Raw genomic sequence first — 24,514 nt, 5'->3', positions numbered from 1 at the left:
CGGAGAGGACGACGGTGTCGATAGCGGGACCCCCTTGGTGTGACAAGCTCTACTGCCATGGCTAACCGCACCCCCCGAATCCTGCTTTCTGCCGCACTTGCCGCCAGTGTCTTGATGGTCGGCTGCTCGAAGGACTCCAAGGAAGAGTCCTCCGGGGTGCGCTCCGAGTACGAGAAGCTCTGTGAAGCCGCTCGAGAAGGCCAGAACGCCACCACCTCCGAGCAGTTGGCGTCTGCCGAGGCCCAGATGGCCGCTGCTCCCGAGGAGCTCCAGGCCGACTTCCAACTGGTTATCGATTTCGTGAAGTACCGCGACGAGAACCCGGCCGACGCAGCTGGCATCCAGGAGCGCAGCACCGCAATGCAGCCTGCCTTCCAGCGTCTCCTGAAGGTGATCGAAGCCGAGTGCGGCTTCAACCCGTTCCAGTTCTGAACGCCACCACCTGATCTGACGGGTCGTCAGGTCACGGCGTACGCTCCCTCCACCCAAGCCAAGGAGAGTGCGCCGTGACCACCCCTTCGATCGACCTTCCCCTGACCGAGCAGGTCCTTCACCACGTCGACGACCGGGGCGTGGCGTGGATCACCCTCAACCGGCCTGACGTCAAGAACGCCATCAGCCCCGACCAGCGCGACCGGGTGATCGCGCTGCTGGCCGAGGCAAGCACCGACCTCCACGTGCGAGCGGTGGTCCTTTCCGCCTCGGGCGACTCGTTCTGCACCGGCGCCGACCTGCGAGCCCCACGGCCCCCCGCTCCCCGGCCTGACGATGCCCCCAAGCGGGCCACCGGCGAGGTGGCGAAAATGATCCGCGAGGGCGCGCAGGCGCTCATCACCGCGGTGCTCGATTGCGAGAAGCCGGTGATCGCCAAGGTAGGCGGAACCGCGGCTGGGATCGGGGCCCACCTGGCCTTGGCCTGTGACCTGGTGGTCGCCGCCGATGGCGTCCGCTTCATCGAGGTGTTCGTCCGTCGAGGTCTCGTCCCCGACGGCGGTGGCGCCTACCTCCTGCCTCGGATGGTGGGCATCCGCAAGGCCAAGGAGCTCTTGTTCTTCGGCGACGATCTGTCCGCGGACGAGGCTGCCACCCTGGGCCTGGTGAACCGGGTCGTGCCAGCCGATGAGCTGGACGCTGCCGTCGAGGAATGGGCCGACCGCCTTGCCCAGGCCCCCACAAGGTCGCTGGCCCTGACCAAATGGCTGGTCAACCGCTCCTTGGACTCAGACCGCGCCACCGCGTTCCACGAGGAGGCTGTGGCTCAGGAGATGAACATGAACACGGTCGACGCCAACGAGGGTGTCGCTTCCTTCGTGGAACGCCGTCAACCGGTCTACCGAGGTTGGTGACCGGACCCGGCCGCGTGCTGGGCCGCTCAGGCGTGGGGGACCACGACCACCGGGATCGGTGAACGCTCCACCACCGTCCGGCTGACCGACCCGAGGACGATGCCCTTCACGCCACCAAGTCCTCGCGATCCAACCACCATCAGCGCCGCCCCCGATGCCGCCTGATCCAGCAGGCCCTGAGCCGGAAGGTCGTTGACGGTAACCGGGTCGACCAGACCGCTGCGCTCGCCTGCCACCCGATCAACGAAATCGGAGAGGAATCGCTGGGCATCATCCTCTGTGGTGAGCGGCCCGAGCTGGCTTCCCTTCTGACCCAGGTAGGTCCAGGTCAGCACACACCGGACCCGTGCCCCCCGAACCTCGGCCTCGTCGAGCGCCCACTTGAAGGCCAGCTCGGAGTTCTCGGATCCGTCGATTCCGACCACGATGTCGGTGCTCATTGGTGTTTCCTCCCGTGACGATGAATGCCCATTGTCCTACAAATCGGGCCCCAACCGCGACCAGCACAGCTTCTCACGATCCGAGATTGCGGCCAGGCACTGAGGCCAAACACTGAGGCCAAACCGGTTTTCCGTGGCGAGCGGGGGTACGGCTAGTCTGACCGTCCACCCGTTCGGGGGTGGTGTAATCGGTAACACAACTGGTTCTGGTCCAGTCATTGGGGGTTCGAGTCCTCCCCCCCGAGCTCACCCGGCTAGGTTTCTCGCCGGCACAACTGAAGATCTCGCCCCCATCGTCTAGCGGCCTAGGACACCACCCTCTCAAGGTGGCGGCACGGGTTCGAATCCCGTTGGGGGTGCCAGACACGAAGCCCCTGGCGAGCAGCCTGCAAAGGCCAGCTGACCAGGGGTTTCGTCGTTTCCGGGGCCAGCGCGAGCGCTCCGCCGAGTACCACCGAGTGCTGTGGATGGCGCCTGGGCAGCCGGCACCGGCATTGGCCTGCTCGTGGTGTCGGACGCCCAGCGCATGACGGACTCACACCACCTCCTCCCCCACCAGATGACGACCACCGCACCGCGATGCCCGGTCGTGCCAGCGCCCCGAGCCCGTTCGCCCACCCACCACCCGGGCGAGGTTGCCGATCTGGCCCCAGGGGTATCCCGCTACCTATCCCGTTGGCTAGCCCGTTGGCCGGTCCTCCCCTGGTCAGGGCGTCGCGGCGATCGGCCATAGCGATCGCATCTTCACCAGCCCTCCGTGGCCGCGGTGACGGTGGTGCTCAGGTCGCCTCGGACGCCGACTAGCGGGAGAGGGTGAACGCGGCGTTGGCGTGGCCGAGGACGGTGGCCACCACCGCCGGGTCGAGAAGGCCAGCCGGCGTCTCGGGCCGCTCGTGCCCAGATCCGCTGGAACGTCCGCCGGTTGGCGAAGCCGCCGTCGGTGCCGGGGAACAGCAGACCTTCGCGCCCGCGGGCGCGTTCGACCTGGCCCGACCACTCCTGGAGAGGTCCGACGAGGCTCGCCGGGAAGGTCGACACCCGGCGCTGGCGGTTCTTGGTGCCCTTGATCGTCAAGCCCTGGCGGGACTGCTCGACGGCCCGGTGGACCCGCACGACCCGCTGCGGCTCGAGGTCGAGGTCGACCGGGCGCAGCGCTATCAGCTCACCCCACCGCAGCCCCGACCGGTGCTTGAGCTGCATGGCCAGCGACCACGCCGGCTGCTCCGCCGCGTCGAGAGCCTCGAACAGGCGGCTGCACTCCTCATCGGTGGGCAGCGACGACCGCGGGATGAACCCGATCGCCTGGCCCTGCACCTCGGCGGTCGGGCTGTAGCGGACCAGCCACATCGGATCGGCCTCCCGCGGGATCCACCGGTTCTTGAACCCGAAGGTCACCAGCGCCCGCATGGCCGAGCCCACGTTCTGCACCGTCGACGGCGCGAGGGTCCGACGGGCCCGATCGAGCACCGCCTCGGAATCCGACGGCGTCCACGCCGACAGCGCGTGATCGCCGAGCACCGGCCGAACCCACATGCGCAACAGGTACTCCTGCCGCTCGGCGTAGCGGGTCGACCGAGACGACAAGCTCACCAGGTAGCGGTCGATCAACCTGCCGACGGTCGTCGGCGCGTTCGCCCGCCCAGGCAGCAGCACCGACCCAGCGAGGCGACCCTCGATCTCGCGAGCACGTTGCCGGGCGGCCTCCTCACTGGAGCACTTGTGGAACACCCGCTGGCCATCGGCGTCGGTGGCGACGACCCGGTATCGACGTTCACCCTCCGAGGGTGCGTAAATGCGGGTGCCGTACTTGAACGACACCAGCGGCTTGCGGCGGCTGTAGCCAGCCATGAGAACTTCCTCCTGGCGCACACGTCGCGCCGAACCAACGGGAGGAAGCTCGTCTCCGCCAACAACCTGCGAGCCTCGAACAGGTGGAGCCAGTGTGTCCACCCCGGCGACGTGCGGTCAACGCTTCCGAGAGCCACCGGTCGCCGATGCTCCCCCGGTGAGACCGCATCGGGACCGGCGCATCCGTGTGCCAGTCCCGGTCGGCCCATACGGGCGCGGAAGCACCGAGCCGCAGAGCTTACGATTCGCTCGCGCATCTCGATCCCACTCGGCGGTCAGGTCCGGCGGAACGTCCAGCCCTCGCGGCGGATGAACTCGAGGAAGTTGATGCACTCGACGCCCCATGCGGCGCACACCGACGGGATCTTCGGCTTCGAGGTGCTGCCGCCCTGCTCGCCGGTCACCACCGCCCTGCCGCTGATCGCGGCGAGGGTGATGACGAAGGGATCGGCGGCGTTGCGGCCAGTCCCGGGCTTCGTAATGAGCTTGTGCTCGGCGAGGATCAACTTGACCTCTTGCATGAGGCCCATGTCGGTTGGGTAGATGAGCTCGGCCTTGCGGACCTTCATCCAGTTGTGGAGGCCGTCGTCACGCTTCTTCGCCTCGGCCAGGACCTCCTCCGGCGACTGGCCGCGGCCGTCCTCGATGAGGTCCGACAGGCTGTCCCACAGGTCCGGGAACACATCGACGGGATACTGCCGTGACCAGCCGTCGAGGAGCCCGCTCGTGTCGAACACGTACCCGTCATCGCTCACCTGCGAATCGCCCGCTCGGTGGCAGGAATGTGCCGCACCTTCAAGCCGAGCGCCCACGAGGTCGACGACAGGCTGATGGCGTCGCGGTGGTACGCGTCGAGAACGGTGCGCACGTAGGGCGCGCCCCGGTCACGGATAGCCATGCGGTGCGGCGGCGGGCCGCCGTTCTTCTTCGCGGCCTTGCGCTTCGCCCGCTCCTCCTCACGGTGCTTGCGGTAGAAGGCGAGGTACTCGGCGCGTTTGGCGCCATGGAACGCGGGGGTGGCCCGCCCGAAGGTGACGAGTCGCCGCAGGATCGCCTCAGTGCTGACGCTCCAACGGGTGCTCAGCACGACGAGGTCGGCTTGGTCCCACGACCGCGCCCCGGTGGGCGCAACCAGCGATTCCTTGAGGAACTCCTCCTTTGGCATCGCGATGGCGGCGGCGACCGCGTTGCAGAACGTCTCGACCCGCTTGTCGGCGGCTCCGTCGGGCTCGTAGGTGTCGCAGAGTCCCGCCGTGCGCAGCGCGAGGTGGGCGAGCTCGTGGAGGAGCGTGAACGCCTGGCCCCGGGGGAAGTCGAGGGCGTTGACGACGACAACGGGGGCCTCGTCGTGCGGCAGCGAGAAGCCACGCATCTCCTCGAGGTCGAGGTCGCTGGTGCGGAGTACGAGGACACCGAGGTCCTCGACAGCCTCGATCCAGCCCTTGAGGGCGTCCTCGGGCTTCCGCCAGCTGAACTGCTCCTCGATCGAGATACCGAGAGCGGAGCGGAGCCGGCCGGCGACGATCTCGGGGTCCTCGGTGACCTCTGCGGTCGGTACCTGGGGTGCCAGGTCGTCTTCGGCGAGCTCGACCATCGTCTCCTGCTGGTCGACGGCGCGCCGGTAGACCTTGTGGAGCGCTCGGCTCCACGTGTGGTCAGCGAGGTCCGGGAGCCGGCGGAAGTCCCGGATCGTCGAGTAGCCCGCAGGGGGCTCGGGGAGGAAGAACACGGCGAGAGGGCGCCGGTACAGGTCGGCGAGGTCGCGGAGTTTGGCCACGGTCGGCATACCCTCGCCGCGCTCCCAGTCCTCAAGGCGCTGGTTCGGGACCTTCGCCCGCTTGGCGGCCTCGGCGACAGACACATTTATCGACTCGCGGGCCCACTTCAGGACATCGGGGGTCACAGGTGCGAGTTGCGACGGCATCGTGAACCCCTTTCGTACTTGCCGATGCGGTGGGATCCGAGCCTAGAAGTTTCGTAGGCGCGCTCCACGGCTACGGGATCCCGTACGTGCACGCGCCGCAGTCCACGTGGAAGACGGGCAGCTCGGACCACGGGTAGACAACGTCGGCGGAGATCTGGGGTCTCCGGCGCGGTGGACGTGGAGCACCTGCTGTGGCGCTCGAGGAGAGAGCGGCGGCTGTCAGCATCGAGCTCGTGGAGCCGTAGAGGCTGGCGCCAGCGGCGGCTGGCCCGGAGCGGCAGACCCCACTGGCACCTTCGCCCCATGGCGTTGACGTGGGACCAGTCACACGAGGGCACCACCCCTGCCCTCGTTGGTCGGAAAGACCTCGATGTGGTGGCTCAGGTGTCCACGACGAGGTCGTCGCCGAGCGAGAATTCGGTTGGGTCGGCTACGCCCGCGGCCACCGGGCCACTGGCCGGTGCGGGCCCGATGGAGAGCGTCAACGACGTTCGACGGCGCCGCGCCCCTCAACCCGGGATCTCGCCCGGGGAGATCGCCAGGAGCAACGCGGGCACCTCTGCCACAGCTATGTTCCAGACCTGCTCCGAGTCGACGCGCTGGTAGTGGTGGGCCAGGACGATTCGCAAGCGGGTGATGTCCCGCCAGTTCACCTCGGGGTACTCATCGGTGGTCTCAACGCCAAGAGCGTTAGCTGCCTCGCCGATGACCTCGAGGAGCCGCTCCGCCGCACGAACTCGGATCCTGTCGGCCAGGAAGGCGTCACGGCCGACGGCCACCACCTCCGACATCTCGCGGCACGCGTCGACGATGTCGGCGAGCCGCAGCTCATCTCCCCGGGTCACAGGGGGACGGCCTCGGCCCTGATGTGCTCATCACGTGGCTTGAGCGCCCGGGCCGACACCACGTCGACCGGGCAGCCGAGCAGCGCGCTCAACTCATCTTGCAGGTGGAGGAGATCGAACAGGGAGCTGTCGGCCTCGAAGTCGACGAGGAGATCTACATCACTGCTTGCGGTCTCGTCTCCACGAGCAACGGAGCCGAACAGCGCCACCGAACGGCCTCGATGACGCCGGACGACGTCGAGGATCTCCTGACGCCTCTCATCCAGTCGGCCGCGCAGCGCTCCCATACCCCAAGCGTACGACGAGCGCCGTGCGGGCGCCTTCCGGCGATCGCCCGCCGCGACCCGCTCCGATGTTCACGAGGTCGAGCGGTTGTGCCCAAGTTGTGCCCAGCCGGTCAGCGCTCGGATCTTCAAGCGCCGACGTTTCATAGGCTCTGACCTGGGCTAACACCACCTCGCCGCCGGTACCGACAGGGTGTGAACCTGCCCGGATCGCCACCCTCTCAAGGTGGCGGCACGGGTTCGAATCCCGTTGGGGTGCCAGACACGAAGCCCCTGGTAAGCGCAGAAGTGCGCACTGTCCAGGGGGGCTTCGTCGTCATCTATGGCGGTCGGTAGCGTCCAGCCTGTACCGCTCAGCATCAGCCCGACACCACCCGTAATCCCCGCGTTTGTGCCCATTGTGCCCAGTGTTGTGCCCGCCACGACCGGCCCTGACCGTTGATCAGGGTTCAGTTCGAAGGGCACGAGCGCAGGCGTACCCACGTGTGAACCTCACCAACGCGGTTGTGAACGCTCCGCGACGGAGGCTCACCGGCCACTGGTGGCACCAAGGACCAACGTGCCATCCCCTCACCTCCTACGCCAACCCCGCCCGAGGACCAGGCCGGTACCACCGGCAGGACGAACCGGGCGGCTAGTTCGCCTCCAACCAAACACGCCGCGTCCCTGCGGTACTGAGGACGAGCGTCTCCGTCGTGCCAAGTCGACCTGAGCGCTCCCGTCTACCTGAGAGACTTCGGGGATGCTCGTGGTGCGTGGAACGAAGAAGCTTCGGGATCGAGTGAAAGGCTCAGCTGCAGTTGACGATGATGTGTCTTCCGGGGTGCTGGGCGACTGGTTCGCCACGGCGCTGTTCTGGAAGCCCCAGGTGGCGCTGGTGGTCAATGCCCGTACGTTCCTGCCGGTGTTCGTGCCGCTCGCCCCGGCTGGGAACCTTCTCGACCGCCTGCCCGACGAGATCGCTCGCATCCTGGGCCTGCACGGTGTCGACCCGGCCATCATCGAGGCAGAGCGGGAGGCCATGGCCGAGGTGCGCATCGCTCCCACCAACGATCGCAGCGTGGTCGGGGTGATGAACGAGTTCGCGTTCCTGGGCGAGCACTGGTTCGATGGCGACCTCACCGCTCTGTCCGTGCGGATGGCCGGTACTCCGGTCGGTCCGCTGCGCTCGGGCGATGGCTTCCCCGACCAAGCGCTTGCCGCGCTCGTCGGAGGCCTCGCGTCGCCCGTCGGCGGTTTGGCCGAGGTGATCCTGTTTCCCGGGATGGACCTCCCCGCTGTTACCTCTCCCGCTCCGAGCAAGGCCAGAGATGCGGTGAGCCCCGTTCTCGAAGGCGTTGACCCGACGAGTGGTGCTCAATCTGTGTTCCAGCTGAAGGTCACCCTTCACAACACCAAGCCGCCGATCTGGCGGCGGATCCTCGTCGACGGATCGATCACCCTCGCCGAGCTGCACGAAGTCATCCAGGCCGCGTTCGGGTGGTGGAACTACCACCTCCACGAGTTCGAGATCGGCCGTCGCCGCTACGGGATCCCCGACCCGGACTGGGACTTCGGACCGTCGACGAACGATGAGCGCACCACTCGCCTCGACGCCGTCGCCGACGAGGGGGCCTCGTTCCACTACACCTACGACTTCGGCGACTACTGGCGCCACAAGGTCACTGTCGAGAAGGTCGGCACGGTGGAGCCGGGCACCGCCGTTCCCGCCTGCATCGGAGGCCGCAGGGCGTGCCCACCAGAGGACTGCGGCGGGCCGTGGGGCTACCAAGACCTCCTCGAGTCACTCAGTGGTCGTCCCGGGGCTTCGGACGCTCGGATCGACCTCGTCGGCTCTGGCTTCAACCCGGCCACCTTCGACCCCAGCGACTTCGCTCTGAACCTGGCCAACGTCCGCAGCGCCAACATCGACATCTGAACTACGGCGCTCGACCAGCACAGGCCCTCGCCGCCAATCCGCTACCGGCTGTCACAGGTGTTCGACATGCCGAGACCCGCCGGACGCCGTCTGAACAGTGCCCACGCTGTGGGCACGGTCGTTAGGAGCAGCGTGACGGCGAGGAGCTGAGTGAAGCGTGTTCGTTCATGAGGTGATCGTCTCGGTCTACCGCTATGACCGCCATAGATGGTTCCCCCTATTTCTCGGTGGGTACCTCATGGGCGCCACATGTGATCGACGGCAGGTTGATCGTGTTCGAGCAGGTGGCACTCGATTAGGCGGCCCTCACTGACCCGGTACAACAAGGTCCGCTGCACCACAACGGAATCGCCTTCTCTGGTCAGCCTCTCCGTCACCACCAGAGCTCCTGCCCGATCGTCCACCAGGACCTGGTCGACCGACAACAGCTCCCGTGCCGCCAGGATCGACACCTCGGCCATCACCCCGATAGCTGCGTCTCGTCCGGCGTGGACCCCGGCGAAGCGGGAGGTGCCCGCGTAGTGGATGGTGAAATCCGGGTGATAGCAATCCACGAGACGCTCCAGGTCACCGCCTTGCCAGGCATCGACGTACCGCCGCAGCACCACCCCAGCCCTGTCGGCGTCGACTTCCCTACTCGCCAACATCGAGAGGTGGGCGTCGACGTCGACCTCGGAGTTGGTCCGCAGCTCGGCCCCGGGCGCTCCTTCCAAGAGCCAGCACGGACGTGCCGGCCGGGGCAAGAGCTCACCGGTGCAGTTCGGACAGATCCCTCCCAGGATGTGGTCGGCGCAGCGGTCACAGAAGGTGCACTCGAACGAGCAGATTCGAGCCTCGAACGACTCAGGCGCGAGGTCTCGGTCGCAGTTCTCACAGTTGGGACGCATCTCGAGCATTCCCCAGCCTGCCACGGCACCGCCGGTTCATGAAGCGAAAGATGTCGGTGCCGGTATGGTGCCCGGCCATGCGCGTGTCGATCGGAGATTGCCGACTGTTCGTGGACGTCGAAGGGTTGGGCCTGGTCCCCGACGGCCCATCTATGCGCGAGCGGCCTGTGCTGTTGGCGCTACACGGTGGCCCGGGCTTCGACCACACCAGCTTCAAACCAGACTTCGGAGCGCTCGCCGACGTGGCTCAGATCGTCTACGTCGACCAGCGTGGCCAAGGCCGCAGCGATCGGTGCGACCCCGACACCTGGACCCTCGCCCAGTGGGCCGACGACGTGGTAGCCCTTTGCGAAGCCCTCGAGATCGAGCAGCCGTACGTGTACGGCGTGTCTTTCGGGAGCATGGTGGCGCTGGCCTACGGGGCCCGGCACCCCGGTCACGCCCGTGGGATCATCGCCGATTCGACTGCCGCGTACACAAACACCGAAGCCGTGGTCGCCCAGTTCGGCCGGCTCGGCGGTCCTGCCGCAGCCGAGGCGGCCTCGTCCTTTTGGGCTGACCCCAGCCCGGAGAACATGGGCTCGTACTTCTCCACCTGCATGCCGCTGTACAACCAGCGCATCCTCTCCGATGCCACCGACATCACCGCCCGCAGCCTCGAACGAGCCAACTTCGAACTGTTCCAGCATTGGGTCACTGGCGAGCACCACACCTTCGACCTTCGGCCAGTTCTGGGTTACATCACGTCGCCAACTCTGATCCTCGCCGGTGATCAGGACCCAATCACCCCCATCGCCGGCGCAAGGGCCGTGGCCGAAGCGCTCGGTGATCGCGCCAACCTGATGACCTTCGACGATTGCGGCCATGGGGCCTGGCGCGATCAACCCGACGCAGCCATGGCTGCCATTCGCAACTTCATCCGACGAACAGCCTGAAGCCCCCTCAGGTCACAACCCCGTGAAGCGCACGCTCCAGACGGTTGTGCACAATGTCTCCCAGTCCGGGCCGGTCACCGTCCGTTGACGACCAGATGAGGATCCCTTGAAGGATGGCCCATCCGAGCGTCATCACCACGTCCCGCGTGGCCACATCTTCCAGCAGCTCACCACGGGCTCGGCCATACCCGACAAGCTGGGTCAAGGCCGCTCGGCGGGAATCACCCTGCTCGGCGGCGGGCCCAAAGCCGATGTGACCCAGTGCCTCGAGGACAGCTCGGCGCACCAGATCCTTGGGTATCGGCTGCGTGTTGGCCGCAGCTCGCTCCCCGAACTCGAGAACGACCTGACCGAACGGCCTGCCCGATTCAACCAGGCGCTCGGCGAACTCCACGATCTCGTCGTCACTTCTCTGAAACGCCGCCGCAAGCAGCGCTGCTTTCGACGGAAAGTGAAAGTAGAAGGTGCCCTTGGCCACTTCAGCTACCGCACATACGTCATCGACGGTGACCTCATCGAAGCCGCGCTCGACGAACAGCGCCCAGCCATGGACCACCAGGCGATCCCGAGTTCGCCGTGAACGGTCCTGGATCGGTGCGCTACGAGCGGCCGCCGTTACCGAGCCGGTCAAGGATGGATTCCGGTGTCGTGGAGCGATGCCACCAAACCACCTGAGCCGATCACTCGACGCATCATGACAAGTCCAAGCTCAGCGGTGGATTCGTAGGCACCTGCACCTGGACCGAACGGTTGTAGGTCGCTTGCGTCGACCTGGGCCCGTATCAGCAGCCGCCCTTGCTCATCGCGAGCCAAGCTCGGATCCTCCAACGAATCCACCTCGAGGACGCGCAGCCCAACATGGACGAACTCACGTAGCGCCACATCCCACCGGTCGGGTGTGACGATGGCCAAGAGCGTCCCGTCTCGAGCCTCGGCCAGCTCGAGCTGGGTGAGCCCATCGGCACCGAGCTCAGCGGCTTCGCTGTGGCCTGCCAGGCGACCGGCGTAGGCCCAGCGCCAAGTCGAGGCATCCCCCTCAGGGCGGGTGGCGAACACCTCGATCGAGCTGTCCACCACGTCTGGGCCGCCTCCCCCCACTGGTAAACAGCGAAGGGCGAGGAACAGGGTGCTCCCATCGAAGTGGAGTGCAGGTTCGTTCCAAAGGGTGCACCGGCCAAGTGACGGGTCCAGATCGGTCAGGTCGATGTCGACATCCCACCCTGAATGGGTGCCCGCGCTACCGAGCATGACCGGAACTGTCGACGCCAGAGCTTCGGGGTCGGGCCCGACTGCGACCGCGATCCGAAAGCTCGACCCAGGGCGTTTGGCCAGGGTTCCTCCTTCGGGAACGAACAGATCCAGACGGGCACCGACCCACCGGAGCGACTTGCCCTCCTCATCGAAAACCGGCAACAGGTTCGGTACCTCATGGTCCGTGAACCCTGCCGTCCCCGTTTCCGGGTCGACTGACTTGTCAGCCGGCCACAACACCCCCGCGAAGCTCCAAGTGACACCGTCGTCGGCGCTGCGTGCCAAATGGGTCTCAACCCTTGTACCCCGTTTCCCGGCGGCGCCCACGTGAACGCTCGGCCAGGAGTAGGCCATCCACAAGACCCCCGTAACCGGGTCTCGCCTGATGGTCGCATCGGAAAGTCCCCGTAGCGGCGATGGCGCTCCGGTTGGCAACACGGCAGGGCGATCCCCCTCAACGGTGATCGCCGGACAGTTCTCGTCGCCCAAACAGTCGATGGTCAGATGCTCGGAGTCACGCGAACCCGACGGCGCAGATGTGGTGGTCGATCGATGGATTAGGGACGTGCGGGGATCATCTCGCCCCCTCGCGGTGTCACCCGCTCCACCACCGCAAGCCGAAACGATCGCCGCCGCGATGACGAGGACGAACGGAGCGACGACAACGCGAGACCTCGAAACCATGAAACCGACTCTAGTCGGTTTCATGCTTCTGGTTGGAGGGCAAATGCGCAAGCACGGCCCTACCGTCACCGCGACTGAGGCTCGGCCCAATCGTCAACGAAGGGCCTGACCGAAGCAATCGGGCCAGAGGTGAGCCATCGACCTATCCCCAGACGCGAACCTCGGCCCCAGCACCGACAGCTACCCCGTGACATAACCCAAGGCGCTTAGGAGCCGATCGGATTGGCGAGCCGACCCATTAGTTCGGCATGGCTAAACCGAGGCGGAGCCTCGGTCTGATCATCCTCGTAGCGCCGCCTGGACCTATCCGCTCGGGTCCCTAATGACAGAACCCCCGGTTGATGCCCTGGGGCACACAACCGGGGGTTCTGATGACACGAGCTTGGCGATCCGGTCTTACCGGATTCCAGCGGTCTGACCTGACCTAGCTCACGGCAATGGGGTGAGCTTGATGGTCCCGTAGTGGCCGTCATCGGCGATCTGGCGGTTGCCCTGGCCGGGGTAGTCGCCAGCGGTGAACCCGTTGGTCAGCGAATCGTTCGCGCCGAACACGATGGCGCTCTCGTTGCCGGCCTCGGCCGGGAACGCCGCCTTGGAGTCAGACCAAGCGTTCAGGTCGAACCCGAACTCGACGCTGAACCAGTGGGTACCGGTTCCGTTGATGACAGTGCTGGCCGAGCCGGCGAAAGGCTCGTGGAACGAGCAGCCGCACCAGCCACCTTGCCACGGGGTGGTCTCGTTGGGATCGCCGCCGACACCGTTACCCACGTCGAAGTGGAGGTTGTTCGGCAACCCACCGTCCATCGACCAGTAGGCCCTGACGGCGCTGATGGTGGACTGGGCGCCGAAGCCGCCGCCCACGCCCTCGCTCACCGCTCGGTGAGCACCACGGATCGCCGATGACAAATCCAGCTGCCAGGCCGCACCGGGCTCGGCCACCACCTGGAAGTCGACCCGGTAGCCGGCGAAGGCGTTGGCCCACTCGTCATCGACAGTGCAGCAAGCATCGGCGCCGATCATGCCTGCAAGCTTCACGTTCACCTCACTGGTGGAGATCTGCTTGCGCAGACGGTGGCGCCATTCCTTCGAATCCCAGCTGAGCGAGTCGACCGCGTAGTCGACCGTGCTCAGGTCCTGTACCACCACGTTGGCCAGGTGGGTCTGAGGGGTGGGGTTGAGGTTGGCGTAGAGCACATAAGAGTTGCCCTGACGAGCAATCTCGACCACCTCGAGGTCCAGGCCCAAGAAGCTGGGCAGCGGGAACGCTGCGAAGCTGTCGCTCAGGCCGCCGACGAACATGGGGAAGAGGTTCGGGAAGAACGCCTCGAGTGCTTCCTCGTTGGCACCGATCGGGTTGTCGAGGAGGCGGGCGGTGACCGATGCGGCGGTGGGTGCCGAGATGGTCGGGGCCAGGAGCGACTGCTCGGCGTTGAACGCCATGTCGAACCCGAGCGGCGAGTCGACGGCCAGGGTGAGCCAGGTGACGTCGCCGGTGGCCTTGGGCTCCACGAAGCTGATCCGCAGGTCGGCCAACATCAGCTCGGAGGTCTCACCGTTGGGACCGGTGCCCTCGGTGATGAAGGGGCTGAACACCGGATCGATCCGAACGAGGAGCGGGGTACCTGGTGGCAACTCCGTCCCGAACTGGGGAACCAGGGCGGCAAGCACCGTCGAGGTGATCGGGACGGGGGCTCCGCCCAGGGCGATCTCGGTGATGTCCTGGTTGAGCAGGCCGCATTCGGTCATGGCCCCCAGCATCTGGTTGAACGCCGAGGCTGAGATGACCAGGCCGAGCCCGAAGGGATCCCCCGAAGGGGTCGTTCCACCTATGGTGGGGTAGGCCCCAGGGGTGTTGAACGTGTTGGGCAAGCTGGGGGCGCCAGGGGGAGCATTGCAGTCCCCGGGGTTGGTTCCCTTGGTGGCGTAGAAGTCGGCGTTGGAGCGGAAGTCGATACCCGCGGCCGACTCGGTGATGGCGGTGAACGGTGCGCTCAGGTGGGCCTGCACGGCGGCTCCCACCGAACCAGCAATCGAGATCCCCGAGAGGGCGGTCTCGATGGCGTCAGCAACAGGCGAGTCCAGCGGGCCGGACCCGTCAGGATCACCGAGCTGGCTGGAGAAGCCGTTCTTGACGGTCCCTTCGATGGCGCCACCAGCCTGTGAGCTGATGATGCTGCCAAGGATGGGTGAGCTGGGATCGCACTTGCCCGAGATGAACTCGTAGTCGACGCCGATGGTGTTGACGACGGGCGCACCGACGAGGTTCACATCGACCTGGTCACCGTTGGGGGCGAAGTCGAAGGTGGCATCGATGGTGGTCGCCGGGACCTGCAACTCGAGCTTGCAGGGTCCGCTGATGAACCCGCTGAGCTGGAGATCCAACCCGAGGTAGAGGTCCTGGACCGAGATGTGGGTCTGAACGCCGCCGGCCGTGCTCTGGGCATCGAGGGTGATACCCGACGAGCCAGCCTCGTAGGCCTTGCCGGTGATGGTCACTCCGCTACCGGCATCGGTGGGGGGGATCAGCGGATCCTGCGCCAGGATCATGCCGCTGATGTCGAAGGACCCACCGGCCAGATCGTTGATGATCGGGCCCAGGTTGGCCAGGCCGGTGGAGGTGAAGTTCATGCCGACACCGTTGGGTGAGTACTCACCGGTGGCGAGTCGGGGCCCGGCAACCACGGCGGTCTCTTGGCGATGGGCCGAGCCGTAGGGGTCGGTGTAGATGGCCTGGACGACGGTCACCTTGCCTACCGGCGAGGTGGGAATGACCTGGGACCACTTGCGGTCCGGGCCGATGGTGGTGGGAATCCCGTTGACCACCAGGGTGCCGCCCTGGGCCAGGTAGTCGGGGATCTCGCCGGTGACGGTAATCGTCCCGGGTGCGACTATGTCGCCTTCTCCGGGACTCAGGATAAGCCGCGGCGTACATGCGGCCATGAACAAGGCCAGCACCCTGGCAATCACGATTCGCTTCATTGGTCCCCCTCGTTGACCACGCATTCATCAGGTGCACAGAGTGTGACCGTTCTCACTCACCGGAGCAACATGCTAATGGAGCAAAAACCCATGAAATGAACTGAAAGCCTCACAATAATCTGAGCTTTTGCTCGGATTCTGGTTCTAACGAGGCAAGCAATAGGCGCGCCTCAAGGACCCGAGCGGAGAGGTCCAGTCGTCGTCGCTGCGAGGGTGATCAGACCGAGGCTCCGCCTCGGTTTATCCATGCCGTATTCATGGGTCGGCTCGCCTATTGGCTCGCCTCCTAAGCCTCGATCCACCGATCGGACTTGGCTTTTGCTCGATTCTCAATGGCCACTCCGGCAAAGCCGGTTCTCTGGACGGCCACCGCTGGTGTTCGGCTGTCTGACGATCCCGAACGCGAGGGCTGGGCGGGGGTTCGGGGGCAGAGCCCCTTGTGGCGGAGTCCCCGACCTGCAGAGATCGGCTTTACCGGTCGCAACAGCGAAGACGTCAGCCAGCAGACCGACGACCGAACTCCGCCGGAAGGCTGTGCCTTTCGGCGGATCCAGCTAAGGCTGAACCACAGCCCGACCCGACAACTCCCCCGACTCAAGGGCCTCATAGGCCCTACCTACGTCAGTCAAGGTGAAGCGGTCGACATCGACGCGCACCAAGCCTTGACCCGCCAGTGCAATCACCCCCCGCGCATCGGCAACATCAGAACCCTGGAACGTGAACACCTGCCCGTCTCGGGGCAGACCACCGAACCAAGGACGCCGCAGGGTTCCCCCGGCGGCACCCACCAGGCCGACCGAGCCACCGGGAGACACGATCCCGGTGGCAAAGCTGATGGTGTCGTCGGTTCCGACCATGTCGAGCACCGCATCGACCGGATCTCGACCCACTATCGCCCCCAACACCGACGCCGTGGCCCCGTCCACACCGGACACGACGTGGTGCGCGCCGCAGTCCAGCGCCACTTTGCGGCGACGAGCACTTGAGTCGACCGCCACCACCCGCGCTGGGCTCAACGCACGCAACAACTGGACCGCGAATCCCCAAGGCCACCCACTCCGACAACCACCACGGTGCTGTCCGAACGCAGACCAGCCAGCACCCGGCGGATCGCATGGTGCGAGGTGGCCCCAGCATCCACCAAAGGACCGGCCGTCGTCGGATCCAACCCACCAATGGCCAGCAGTGAACGCCCGGGGTCGTCCACCACCACGTAGTCGGCCAGTCCACCATCACGGCCGTACCCTCTTCCCACCAGGCCCTGGCCACAGGCGTTCTCCTGACCTCGCACGCACCAGCGACACGCCCCGCACGAGGCCGGCGAGACCAAAGCAACCGGGTCTCCGTCGCTGAATCCCAAGGCCGGATCGACGTCTCGTCCTATCCCATCGATCCAACCTGCCGTCTCGTGGCCCAGGGTGAACGGCACCGTCCATCCAATGGCGCGGCCCACCGCCTCGCCCATCTGTCCCATCACCAGGTCGCTGTGGCACAGCCCACATCCCCCGACCCTGACCCTGACCTGATGAGGTCCGGGGTCAGGTCTGGGTACCTCTACGAGCCGCGCCGGTGCCAACCAGTCGGTGATCCGGTAGGCCCGCATCACCTCCTGACCCTTCACCCCTCACCACCCCCGTCACCACCTACCGACCGGGCCAGATCATCGGGGTCGGCCACAAAGGCAGTTACCACCTCAACCTGGCCGGTGTGGCCGAACAGATCCAGGACCCTGGAGCCGCAATGGCGGTAACCGACCTCACCAAGAAGGCGGGCATCGCGACCGAGCGACGCCAGGTCGCAACTGACCAATACGCACAGCGCCGCACCGGTCTCGGCCACCGCCCACACCCTCGCGCGGGCCAGGCCACTGCGAGCTGGGTCGGCTACCACGACATCGGCCGCCGACGGACGCCACTTGCCCAGTGCCACCTTGACCACCCGCACCGGCTCGTCGGCCAGGTTGACCCGGGCATCGGCCACCGCCGAGGCGCTGCGCTCGATGCCGACCACACGCTGGCCCGGCTCCTCGGACAGGATCGTGCCGGCAAACAAGCCCACACCGCAGCACAGATCGACCAGGCGGGTGTGGTCGGGAGCCCACCGGTCGACCATTGCCTGCACCTCGGCCACCAGCGCTTCTGCACCTTCGGGGCTGGCCTGGAAGAAGGACTCGGCCGAAACCCGCCAGATGCGCCCGGCCACCTGCTCGTGGATCCACGCCCGCCGTCCCTTGCGCAGTTGATCAGCCCCCACGACCTTGACGCCGTCGGGTACCACCACTCCCGTCGCCCGGGGCGACACAAAGACCATGCGTTCACCGGTCCGAGCGCCGACCCTGATGGTCACGTCTTCGGCTCGACCGAAGCGACCGTCGGCGACCAACTCCTCCACCAGCGGGTGGGCCACCAAGCACGAGTCGACCACCACCGGATCGTTGGATCGTCGGCGCCGAAACGCAAAGCGACCATCGGCTCCGGTCGTGCCCCGAACCGTGGTCCGCAGTGCAGCGGCAGCCAGAGCCGGCCCGGCTTCGACTACCGGATCGGTGATTCCGCCGTCACGGGCCAACACGTCTCTAACCATGTCGATTCGCAATCGGGACTGAGCCTCGACCGCTACGTGCTGCCAGTCACAGCCACCACAGCCGCGACCGACGTGGACACATGGAGGACTCACCCGCAGCGGCGACGGCTCCACCACCTCAGTCACCGCGGCACGTGCGAATTTCTTGCGCTCGTCGTACAGCTCGGCCCGCACCACCTCGTCGGGCAGACCGCCGGCCACGAACACGACCCGACCATCTTGATCGCGAGCCACCGACTCTCCGCCGACGGCCATGGTGGTGGTACGAAGCGCGACAACGGGGCCGTTCACCCACGGGAGCCTAGGTGGCGCTCTCGACAAGCCAGCCCAGTACGCCCGCTCCGAACCGTTCACCTCACCTTCCTAGGATGGCCGCCGTGACCACCACACCCCGTCCAGTCCAGATCGCCCCGTCGGTGCTTCCCGCCGACTTCTCCCGCCTCGGAGAGGAGTGCATCGCCCTCCAGGAAGCAGGCGTCGACCGGATCCAATGGGATGTGATGGACGGGCAGTTCGTCCCCAACCTCACCTTCGGACCCGACGTGATCGCGGCCTGCCGACCCCACGTCTCGATCCCCTTCGAAGCCCACCTCATGGTCAACACCCCAGAGGTGCTGCTGGAGCGCTACGTCGAAGCTGGTTGCAACCTGCTCCTCGTCCACGCCGAGGCCACCATCCACCTCCACCGCTGCCTCGAACAGGTCCGTGCCGCGGGGGCCGGAGCCGCGGTAGCCCTCAACCCCTCGACACCGATCAGCGCCATCGAACACGTCCTCGACCTGGTCGAGATGGTGCTGATCATGACGGTGAACCCCGGATTCGGCGGCCAGGACTACATCGCCACCATGGAACCCAAGATCGCCGACCTCCGGGCGTTGATCGTCGAGCGTGGCCTCGACGTAGACATCGAGGTCGACGGCGGGATCGGCCCGGCCACCATCGCCGGAGCGACCTCGGCTGGCGCCAACGTTCTGGTGGCGGGCAGTGCCCTCTACCGCGACCCCGAGGGCCTCGGGCACGCCGTCGCCGACCTCCGAGCCCGCGCTGAAGCGGCCCAAGCCAACCAGGCCTGATGACCGTCGGCCCCCACAGGAGCCGGCTGGGCTGGGCCGGAACTTTGTTCACCTCCGGTGTGCTGCTCCTCGGAGCCTGCACGGCCGAAACCAAGACCTCCGCCGAGGATTTCTGCGGCGACCTCCGCCGAACGCCTTCTCTGGCTTCGGTCCTCACCGGTTTCGCCGATCAGGATGCCGACCAGCTCGACCGTGCCCTCGACGACGCCGAGGAGGCTTTCACCGCGCTGGAGCGATCGGCCCCCGATGAGATCCGCTCTGACGTAGAAGCCTTGGTTGCGTTGGTGCAGGCCGTGATCGACGGAGTCCGAGACAACCCGAACGACCCGGAGGCCGCGGCTGCCTCCATCACCAAAGCGGTGAAGAAGCACAGCTCGGCGATGACCTCAGGCCTGGCCGTTTCCAACTACGCCCTGACCCAATGCGATCTCGTGTTGAACACGCCCGTTCCCGAGGATTCGGCCACCACCGGCGGTAACTCCCCCGACCCGGGGGAGTCCACCGGCGGAAGTACCGAGGGCGGTCTCTAGCCGAGGGTCACCGCCCGGACCGTCCCGGGCCCGGGACTACTCGTCGTCGAGCTGGCCCCTAGCGGTGATCACCTTGTCGATGATGCCGTAGTCCTTGGCCTGCTCGGCGGTGAACCACCGGTCTCGCTCGGAGTCTTCCTCGATCTGCTCGACGGTCTGGCCGGTGTGGAAGGAGATCCGTTCGGCCATGAGCCGCTTGATGTACAGCATCCGCTCAGCCTGAATGGCGATGTCGGAAGCCTGACCCTGAAACCCGCCCGAGGGCTGGTGCATCATGATCTGGCTATGAGGCAGGGCAAAGCGCTTGCCCGGCGCGCCAGCGCAGAGCAGGAACTGACCCATCGACGCGGCCAAGCCCATGCACACGGTGCCGACCTCGGCGGTGACGAACTGCATGGTGTCATAGATGGCCATGCCTGCCGAGATGGACCCGCCCGGTGAGTTGATGTAGAGCCAGATGTCCTGCTCGCTGTCCTGGCCATCGAGGTAGAGGATCTGTGCCGCCAATTGGTTGGCGATGTTGTCGTTGACGTCGGTGCCCAGGAACACGATCCGCTCCCGGAGGAGGCGGTTGTAGATGTCCTGGGCCGGGTCGAAGCCCCCGGGCCCCTGGGCCACGGGCGTGATCATGGGCGGCTGCGTCATGGGCGGCAGGCTAGCGGCCCCACCCCCGGACAAGAACCGACCGGGCGGCCATCGTCGAGAGCACCACATGCTTCGCCGGCGGTCGACACGACAGCACAGCGGCGCGAACATGAACGCATGCGCCCAGACCAGGAGAAGCCCACCTCATGCCGTTGACCAACGGTTTCAACCACATCGCCACACTCACCACTGACCTGGACCGGTTCAAGGCCTGGTACCTGGAGGTGTTCGACGCGCCAACCACCTTCGAGATGGCCGCTGAGGGTGACCATCCTCGAATGGCGATCATCGACATGGGGGGCGGGGCAGCCTTGAACGTGTTCGAGGTGGGTGCGGACCAGATCATCGGCGACCAGCGTCGGATCGGCGCCAGGGGTGCGATCGACCACTTCGGCTTGGCCGTGGCCGACCGAACCGCCCTCGAAGACGTGCGGGACCGCCTCGAACGAGCCGGAGCCGACATCGGAGAGATCCAGATCCTCGGTGGCGACACCTACTCGCTGTTCTTCCGAGATGTCGACGGCATGGAACTGGAGGTGTGTGCACCGGTTGGTGCCGACGGGTCCTAGGCTGCGCAGTTCCGCCGACGTAGCCCAATTGGCAGAGGCACCAGGTTTAGGTCCTGGCCAGTGCGAGTTCGAGTCGCGCCGTCGGCACTCATCGCTTCCCTTCCGCAGACAGCGCAACCGCCAAGGCCGCCAAGGCCCTACCCCGATGGCTGATGGAGTGCTTGGCCGACGGGGTCAGTTCAGCGAAGGTAGACCCTCCGCATTCGGCGGGAACGAAGACCGGGTCATAACCGAACCCCCCCTCCCCGCGGGGCGCCGTCGCTATGGAGCCCGCCACCTCACCGCGCACGACCACCTCCGAGCCGTCGGGACGAGCCAACACCAAGACGCAACAAAACCGGGCCCGACGGGCCACGGTTCCCTCCAGGTCGCGCATCTCGCTCAACAACAGTTCCACGTTGTCGCCATCGGTTGCGTGTTCTCCGGCGTAGCGCGCTGAATGGACGCCGGGTGCCCCGCCGAGAGCCTCGACCTCGAGGCCCGAATCATCGGCCAGCGCCGCCAACCCAGTGGCGATCATTAGGGCCTGAGCCTTGAGCCGGGCGTTGCCTTCGAAAGTGTCAGCATCTTCGACGACCTCGGGAACCGAATCGGGCCGAGGTATCAGGTGCATGGCGTCACCGACGATGGCCGCTATCTCGGCCGCCTTCTTGGGGTTGGCCGAAGCCAGCACCACCGCCTCGCCGGAGGCGGCGGACTCCCGGCTCATCCCGCCGGCCTCGGCTCGGGAGCCACGGCCAGCACGTCTCGTTGCAGGTCGGTGATCCTGGCGATGCCACTCTCGGCCAAGTCCAACATGGCGTTCAGTTCGCTGCGACTGAAGGTGGCCCCTTCGGCGGTGCCCTGCACCTCCACGAAGTTGCCGGATCCGGTCATGACCACGTTCATGTCGACCTCCGCCCGGGAATCCTCGACGTAGGGAAGGTCGAGCACGGCAACGCCGTCGACCACCCCCACCGAGATGGCAGCGCAGGACTCGACCAGGGGATGATCCTTGATCTGCCCGGCCTGCACCAGACGGGTCAAGGCATCGTGGAGAGCCACGTACCCACCACAGATCGAGGCGGTGCGGGTCCCGCCGTCAGCCTGGAGGACGTCGCAGTCCACCACCACCTGGCGCTCCCCCAGCAGGCCCATGTCACAAACCGACCGCAACGAACGTCCGATCAGACGCTGGATCTCCTGGGTCCTACCGGACTGACGCCCCTTGGCCGCTTCCCGGCTGATCCTCTCCGGTGAGGCACCCGGCAGCATGGAGTACTCGGCGGTCACCCAACCCTTGCCCCGGCCTCGCATCCACCGCGGTACGTCGTCGTCTACCGAGGCGGTGCACAGCACCCGGGTGGCCCCGAAGGAGACCAGTACCGAGCCGGCCGCGTGGACGGTGAAATCCCGCTCGAAGGTGATGGGACGCAGATCGTCGGGCTGACGGCCGTCGGGACGCATGATCGACTCCAGTGGTTGAGGTTTCCCCATCGTCGCAGGTTCAGGAGGCGAGCAAACAGGCGAGCCGACCCATAAGTACGGCATGGCTAAACCGAGGCGAAGCCTCGGTATGGTCACCCTCGCAGCGACGACGACTTGACCTATCTGCTCGGGTCCTCACAGGTAACTCTCAGGAAACGGTGCCACGATTGGCCCCCATGAGCGAGACCATCCTGTTGGTGGACGACGAGGAACACCTGAGGTCGATGTTGGAGGCGGCCCTGCGCCACAACGGCTACGAGGTCCATCCGGTGGCAACGGGCCGAGCCGCCCTCACGGCCGTCTCCGAGCACAACCCGGACCTGATCGTGCTCGATGTGATGTTGCCCGACCTGGACGGCTTCGCGGTCTGTCAACGGCTCCGCTCCACCGGCGACCGCACCCCGGTGTTGTTCTTGACGGCGAGGGACTCGACCGACGACAAGGTCCGGGGTTTGACGCTCGGCGGCGACGACTACCTGGTCAAGCCGTTCAGCCTCGAGGAGTTGGTGGCTCGCATAGACGCGGTGCTACGCCGCTACGGATCGGACACCGACACGGCGGTCATGTCCTGCGGTGACCTGATGCTCGACGACGAGGCCCACCTCGTCACCCGGGCCGGGGTCGAGGTGGGCCTGTCTCCCACCGAGTACAACCTGCTGCGCTACCTGCTCACCAATCAGGGCCGGGTGGTGTCCAAGAGCCAGATCCTCGATCACGTCTGGCAGTACGACTTCGGCGGCGACGGCGGCGTCGTCGAGACCTACATCGGCTACCTCCGGCGCAAGCTCGACCAGAATGAACCTCGCCTGATCCACACCGTTCGTGGGGTCGGCTACTCGCTCCGGCTGCCGCGGAGCTGACACCGTGTCGCTGCGGCTGCGGGTTCTGGTCGGGCTGGCCTTCGTCGCCATGGTGCTCGCTCTCATGGGCGTGCGAACGGTTCGGACCACCGAGCACGGCCTGATCGCCCAGGTCGACTCGCTGCTGACCCGGTCAGCCCCGCGCCTGCGAACCGCCGAAGGGCCATCGGGCGGTCCAGGACCGTCACCGTTCTGGGTGGCCGTTGTCACCAACGGGAAGCTCCGGATCATCTCCGAGGCCGAGCTCACCCGCGGCGACCCCGGACACCCAGACCTAGGCGCACAGGAGGCCGTGGAGCACTCGGGAGGCCCACCCTTCACCGTCGGGGTGGAGGGCTCCGAGGCCCGATACCGAGTCCACGTTCGCGCCTTCGGACCTCAGGACCGCACGGTCGTGCTGGCCGCTCCTCTAGAAGACGTGGACGACACGGTTCGCCGGGTTCGCAACAACGAGATGGTTCGAGGCCTGGTGATCCTCGCCGCCCTCGGGCTGGTGGCGTTCTGGGTCGATCGACTGGGAGCCCGCCCAATCCGGCAGATGACCGCTGCTGCCACCGCCATCAGCGCCGGCCAGACCACCATGCGGGTACCGACGGCCACCCCGGGCACAGAAGCCGCCGAACTCGGCGATGCCCTCAACCACATGCTCAACCGGCTCGACGAGGAGTTCGCCAGTCGTACAGCGTCTGACGCCCGGCTTCGCCAGTTCGTGGCCGATGCTTCCCACGAGCTCCGCACCCCTTTGACCACGATCACCGGGTATGCCGAGCTCTATCGCATGGGAGGCCTAGATCAGCCCGGCCAGCTCGACGAAGCCATGCGTCGCACCGAACAGGAAGCTCGACGCATGGCCGATCTGGTGGAAGACCTCCTCACGCTGGCTCGCCTCGACCAGGGGCGGCCACTCGAGATGGCGCCGATGGACCTGACCCAGATCCTGGGTGACACCGCTGCCGATGCCCGGGCCGTCGAGCCGACTCGACCCGTCGACGTCGACGTTCCCCCGTCCCTGGTGATCAACGCCGATGAAGCCCGAATCCGTCAGGTCCTGGCCAACCTCGTCGCCAACGTCCGCACCCACACCGATCCCGACACACCACTTCGCCTTCGCGCCCGGCTCGAACCGGACTGGGCCATCATCGAAGTCGCCGACGAAGGCCCGGGAATGGACCACGAGACTGCGGCCCGAGCCTTCGAACGCTTCTACCGGGCCGACACGGCCCGCGCCCGCGCCACCGGCGGTGCCGGCCTGGGGCTGTCGATCGTGGCGTCAGTGGTCGAGGCCCACCATGGCCACGTGCGAATCATTCCAACCCCAGCGGGGGGAACGACCGTCCAGGTCGCACTTCCCCTCACCCCCACCACCCCACCGTCGCCCTGATTCCTTCCCAACTCGCTGGCGACTCACAGCCCGCTCACAGCTTGACCGTGTTGGGTGGAACCCAT

The 24,514-nt window shown here is 66.5% G+C and carries 23 protein-coding genes, 4 tRNA genes and 1 pseudogene; 13 read left to right on the top strand and 15 right to left on the bottom strand.

Annotation, left to right across the window (positions count from 1 at the left end):
• Positions 1 to 57 precede the first annotated feature (57 nt).
• Together IPG97_14430 and IPG97_14425 are read left to right on the top strand one after the other, a co-directional pair.
• Positions 58 to 432 carry a hypothetical protein gene (locus tag IPG97_14430; protein MBK6857699.1) on the top strand — a complete coding sequence of 125 codons (375 nt, stop codon included), beginning with the start codon at positions 58 to 60 and terminating at the stop codon, positions 430 to 432.
• 74 nt (positions 433 to 506) lie between these two features.
• Positions 507 to 1,346, top strand: a complete 840-nt coding sequence (locus IPG97_14425; protein ID MBK6857698.1) for an enoyl-CoA hydratase/isomerase family protein — start codon at positions 507 to 509, stop codon at positions 1,344 to 1,346.
• A gap of 26 nt (positions 1,347 to 1,372) precedes the next feature.
• Here IPG97_14425 and IPG97_14420 read toward each other — a convergent pair whose 3' ends face one another.
• A complete protein-coding gene (locus IPG97_14420; GenBank protein MBK6857697.1) occupies positions 1,373 to 1,786 on the bottom strand; it encodes a universal stress protein in 414 nt (137 codons plus the stop codon).
• A gap of 173 nt (positions 1,787 to 1,959) precedes the next feature.
• On the opposite strand from IPG97_14420, the gene IPG97_14415 reads away from it, so the two are divergent.
• Both IPG97_14415 and IPG97_14410 read left to right on the top strand, forming a co-directional pair.
• Positions 1,960 to 2,031 (top strand) — tRNA-Gln (locus IPG97_14415).
• A gap of 41 nt (positions 2,032 to 2,072) precedes the next feature.
• Positions 2,073 to 2,148: transfer RNA gene (locus IPG97_14410), tRNA-Glu, on the top strand.
• A 382-nt stretch (positions 2,149 to 2,530) separates the two neighbouring features.
• Here the strand turns inward: IPG97_14410 and IPG97_14405 are convergent.
• The 5 genes from IPG97_14405 to IPG97_14385 all read right to left on the bottom strand — a co-directional run bounded on the left by IPG97_14405 (position 2,531) and on the right by IPG97_14385 (position 6,690).
• Entirely contained in the window at positions 2,531 to 3,634 is a 1,104-nt protein-coding gene (locus IPG97_14405) for a tyrosine-type recombinase/integrase (protein MBK6857696.1), read from the bottom strand.
• A 275-nt stretch (positions 3,635 to 3,909) separates the two neighbouring features.
• Positions 3,910 to 4,389 (bottom strand): DUF4411 family protein, encoded by a 480-nt coding sequence (locus IPG97_14400; protein MBK6857695.1) that lies wholly within the window; start codon positions 4,387 to 4,389, stop codon positions 3,910 to 3,912.
• Positions 4,386 to 5,558, bottom strand: coding sequence for an ImmA/IrrE family metallo-endopeptidase (locus IPG97_14395; protein ID MBK6857694.1), 1,173 nt, complete (start codon positions 5,556 to 5,558; stop codon positions 4,386 to 4,388). The genes IPG97_14400 and IPG97_14395 overlap by 4 nt, the downstream gene beginning before the upstream one ends.
• Before the next feature lie 509 nt (positions 5,559 to 6,067).
• On the bottom strand, positions 6,068 to 6,403 hold the full coding sequence (locus IPG97_14390; protein MBK6857693.1) for a DUF86 domain-containing protein: 336 nt from the start codon (positions 6,401 to 6,403) through the stop codon (positions 6,068 to 6,070).
• Positions 6,400 to 6,690, bottom strand: coding sequence for a nucleotidyltransferase family protein (locus tag IPG97_14385; GenBank protein ID MBK6857692.1), 291 nt, complete (start codon positions 6,688 to 6,690; stop codon positions 6,400 to 6,402). Before IPG97_14385 ends, IPG97_14390 begins: the two co-directional genes overlap by 4 nt.
• Before the next feature lie 172 nt (positions 6,691 to 6,862).
• On the opposite strand from IPG97_14385, the gene IPG97_14380 reads away from it, so the two are divergent.
• Positions 6,863 to 6,948 (top strand) — tRNA-OTHER (locus IPG97_14380).
• A gap of 481 nt (positions 6,949 to 7,429) precedes the next feature.
• On the top strand, positions 7,430 to 8,605 hold the full coding sequence (locus IPG97_14375) for a plasmid pRiA4b ORF-3 family protein (GenBank protein ID MBK6857691.1): 1,176 nt from the start codon (positions 7,430 to 7,432) through the stop codon (positions 8,603 to 8,605).
• 236 nt (positions 8,606 to 8,841) lie between these two features.
• Here the strand turns inward: IPG97_14375 and IPG97_14370 are convergent, their stop codons facing one another.
• Positions 8,842 to 9,501, bottom strand: a complete 660-nt coding sequence (locus tag IPG97_14370; protein ID MBK6857690.1) for a DUF1272 domain-containing protein — start codon at positions 9,499 to 9,501, stop codon at positions 8,842 to 8,844.
• A gap of 68 nt (positions 9,502 to 9,569) precedes the next feature.
• Between IPG97_14370 and IPG97_14365 the strand changes: the two genes are divergently transcribed.
• Positions 9,570 to 10,427 carry an alpha/beta hydrolase gene (locus tag IPG97_14365; protein MBK6857689.1) on the top strand — a complete coding sequence of 286 codons (858 nt, stop codon included), beginning with the start codon at positions 9,570 to 9,572 and terminating at the stop codon, positions 10,425 to 10,427.
• A gap of 7 nt (positions 10,428 to 10,434) precedes the next feature.
• Here IPG97_14365 and IPG97_14360 read toward each other — a convergent pair whose 3' ends face one another.
• The 5 genes and pseudogenes from IPG97_14360 to IPG97_14340 form a co-directional block, all read right to left on the bottom strand.
• Positions 10,435 to 11,058: a TetR/AcrR family transcriptional regulator gene (locus IPG97_14360; protein ID MBK6857688.1), complete on the bottom strand. Its 624-nt coding sequence runs from the start codon at positions 11,056 to 11,058 to the stop codon at positions 10,435 to 10,437.
• A complete protein-coding gene (locus IPG97_14355; protein ID MBK6857687.1) occupies positions 11,055 to 11,840 on the bottom strand; it encodes a hypothetical protein in 786 nt (261 codons plus the stop codon). Before IPG97_14355 ends, IPG97_14360 begins: the two co-directional genes overlap by 4 nt.
• A gap of 951 nt (positions 11,841 to 12,791) precedes the next feature.
• The gene (locus IPG97_14350; protein MBK6857686.1) at positions 12,792 to 15,341 is read right to left on the bottom strand and encodes a hypothetical protein; all 2,550 of its coding nucleotides are present in this window, start codon (positions 15,339 to 15,341) and stop codon (positions 12,792 to 12,794) included.
• Positions 15,342 to 15,895: 554 nt separating this feature from the next.
• Positions 15,896 to 16,944: pseudogene (locus tag IPG97_14345) on the bottom strand (alcohol dehydrogenase catalytic domain-containing protein).
• Between the two features lie 14 nt (positions 16,945 to 16,958).
• Entirely contained in the window at positions 16,959 to 18,215 is a 1,257-nt protein-coding gene (locus tag IPG97_14340; protein ID MBK6857685.1) for a class I SAM-dependent RNA methyltransferase, read from the bottom strand.
• 77 nt (positions 18,216 to 18,292) lie between these two features.
• On the opposite strand from IPG97_14340, the gene rpe reads away from it, so the two are divergent.
• On the top strand, positions 18,293 to 18,997 hold the full coding sequence (gene rpe / locus IPG97_14335) for a ribulose-phosphate 3-epimerase (GenBank protein ID MBK6857684.1): 705 nt from the start codon (positions 18,293 to 18,295) through the stop codon (positions 18,995 to 18,997).
• Entirely contained in the window at positions 18,997 to 19,527 is a 531-nt protein-coding gene (locus tag IPG97_14330) for a hypothetical protein (GenBank protein ID MBK6857683.1), read from the top strand. Before rpe ends, IPG97_14330 begins: the two co-directional genes overlap by 1 nt.
• 36 nt (positions 19,528 to 19,563) lie before the next feature.
• Here the strand turns inward: IPG97_14330 and IPG97_14325 are convergent, their stop codons facing one another.
• Positions 19,564 to 20,157, bottom strand: a complete 594-nt coding sequence (locus IPG97_14325; GenBank protein ID MBK6857682.1) for an ATP-dependent Clp protease proteolytic subunit — start codon at positions 20,155 to 20,157, stop codon at positions 19,564 to 19,566.
• Positions 20,158 to 20,318: 161 nt separating this feature from the next.
• On the opposite strand from IPG97_14325, the gene IPG97_14320 reads away from it, so the two are divergent.
• On the top strand, positions 20,319 to 20,741 hold the full coding sequence (locus IPG97_14320; GenBank protein MBK6857681.1) for a VOC family protein: 423 nt from the start codon (positions 20,319 to 20,321) through the stop codon (positions 20,739 to 20,741).
• Between the two features lie 13 nt (positions 20,742 to 20,754).
• A tRNA-Leu gene (locus tag IPG97_14315) sits at positions 20,755 to 20,828 on the top strand.
• Position 20,829: 1 nt separating this feature from the next.
• On the opposite strand, the gene rdgB is transcribed toward IPG97_14315, so the two are convergent.
• Both rdgB and rph read right to left on the bottom strand, forming a co-directional pair.
• A complete protein-coding gene (gene rdgB, locus IPG97_14310) occupies positions 20,830 to 21,450 on the bottom strand; it encodes an RdgB/HAM1 family non-canonical purine NTP pyrophosphatase (GenBank protein ID MBK6857680.1) in 621 nt (206 codons plus the stop codon).
• Complete coding sequence (gene rph / locus IPG97_14305) at positions 21,447 to 22,187, bottom strand: ribonuclease PH (protein ID MBK6857679.1); 741 nt, start codon at positions 22,185 to 22,187, stop codon at positions 21,447 to 21,449. The genes rdgB and rph overlap by 4 nt, the downstream gene beginning before the upstream one ends.
• A gap of 197 nt (positions 22,188 to 22,384) precedes the next feature.
• On the opposite strand from rph, the gene IPG97_14300 reads away from it, so the two are divergent.
• Together IPG97_14300 and IPG97_14295 are read left to right on the top strand one after the other, a co-directional pair.
• On the top strand, positions 22,385 to 23,068 hold the full coding sequence (locus tag IPG97_14300; GenBank protein ID MBK6857678.1) for a response regulator transcription factor: 684 nt from the start codon (positions 22,385 to 22,387) through the stop codon (positions 23,066 to 23,068).
• 4 nt (positions 23,069 to 23,072) lie between these two features.
• Positions 23,073 to 24,449 carry a HAMP domain-containing histidine kinase gene (locus IPG97_14295; protein ID MBK6857677.1) on the top strand — a complete coding sequence of 459 codons (1,377 nt, stop codon included), beginning with the start codon at positions 23,073 to 23,075 and terminating at the stop codon, positions 24,447 to 24,449.
• Positions 24,450 to 24,514: the final 65 nt, after the last annotated feature.

Source organism: Microthrixaceae bacterium, assembly GCA_016702505.1.
In the GTDB taxonomy this organism is placed as follows: Bacteria; Actinomycetota; Acidimicrobiia; order Acidimicrobiales; family Iamiaceae; genus Aquihabitans.
Note: the sequence above shows the minus strand (reverse complement) of the source record. Positions and strands in the feature narration are given on the sequence as shown.

Excerpts from the sequence above, each read along its gene's own strand:
- IPG97_14430 (MBK6857699.1), top strand. The coding sequence starts at position 58 with ATGGCTAACCGCACCCCCCGAATCCTGCTTTCTGCCGCACTTGCCGCC.
- IPG97_14420 (MBK6857697.1), bottom strand. The coding sequence starts at position 1,786 with ATGAGCACCGACATCGTGGTCGGAATCGACGGATCCGAGAACTCCGAG.
- IPG97_14405 (MBK6857696.1), bottom strand. The coding sequence starts at position 3,634 with ATGGCTGGCTACAGCCGCCGCAAGCCGCTGGTGTCGTTCAAGTACGGC.
- IPG97_14395 (MBK6857694.1), bottom strand. The coding sequence starts at position 5,558 with ATGCCGTCGCAACTCGCACCTGTGACCCCCGATGTCCTGAAGTGGGCC.
- IPG97_14385 (MBK6857692.1), bottom strand. The coding sequence starts at position 6,690 with ATGGGAGCGCTGCGCGGCCGACTGGATGAGAGGCGTCAGGAGATCCTC.
- IPG97_14375 (MBK6857691.1), top strand. The coding sequence starts at position 7,430 with ATGCTCGTGGTGCGTGGAACGAAGAAGCTTCGGGATCGAGTGAAAGGC.
- IPG97_14370 (MBK6857690.1), bottom strand. The coding sequence starts at position 9,501 with ATGCTCGAGATGCGTCCCAACTGTGAGAACTGCGACCGAGACCTCGCG.
- IPG97_14365 (MBK6857689.1), top strand. The coding sequence starts at position 9,570 with ATGCGCGTGTCGATCGGAGATTGCCGACTGTTCGTGGACGTCGAAGGG.
- IPG97_14350 (MBK6857686.1), bottom strand. The coding sequence starts at position 15,341 with ATGAAGCGAATCGTGATTGCCAGGGTGCTGGCCTTGTTCATGGCCGCA.
- rpe (MBK6857684.1), top strand. The coding sequence starts at position 18,293 with ATGGCCGCCGTGACCACCACACCCCGTCCAGTCCAGATCGCCCCGTCG.
- IPG97_14330 (MBK6857683.1), top strand. The coding sequence starts at position 18,997 with ATGACCGTCGGCCCCCACAGGAGCCGGCTGGGCTGGGCCGGAACTTTG.
- IPG97_14325 (MBK6857682.1), bottom strand. The coding sequence starts at position 20,157 with ATGATCACGCCCGTGGCCCAGGGGCCCGGGGGCTTCGACCCGGCCCAG.
- IPG97_14320 (MBK6857681.1), top strand. The coding sequence starts at position 20,319 with ATGCCGTTGACCAACGGTTTCAACCACATCGCCACACTCACCACTGAC.
- rdgB (MBK6857680.1), bottom strand. The coding sequence starts at position 21,450 with ATGAGCCGGGAGTCCGCCGCCTCCGGCGAGGCGGTGGTGCTGGCTTCG.
- rph (MBK6857679.1), bottom strand. The coding sequence starts at position 22,187 with ATGCGTCCCGACGGCCGTCAGCCCGACGATCTGCGTCCCATCACCTTC.
- IPG97_14300 (MBK6857678.1), top strand. The coding sequence starts at position 22,385 with ATGAGCGAGACCATCCTGTTGGTGGACGACGAGGAACACCTGAGGTCG.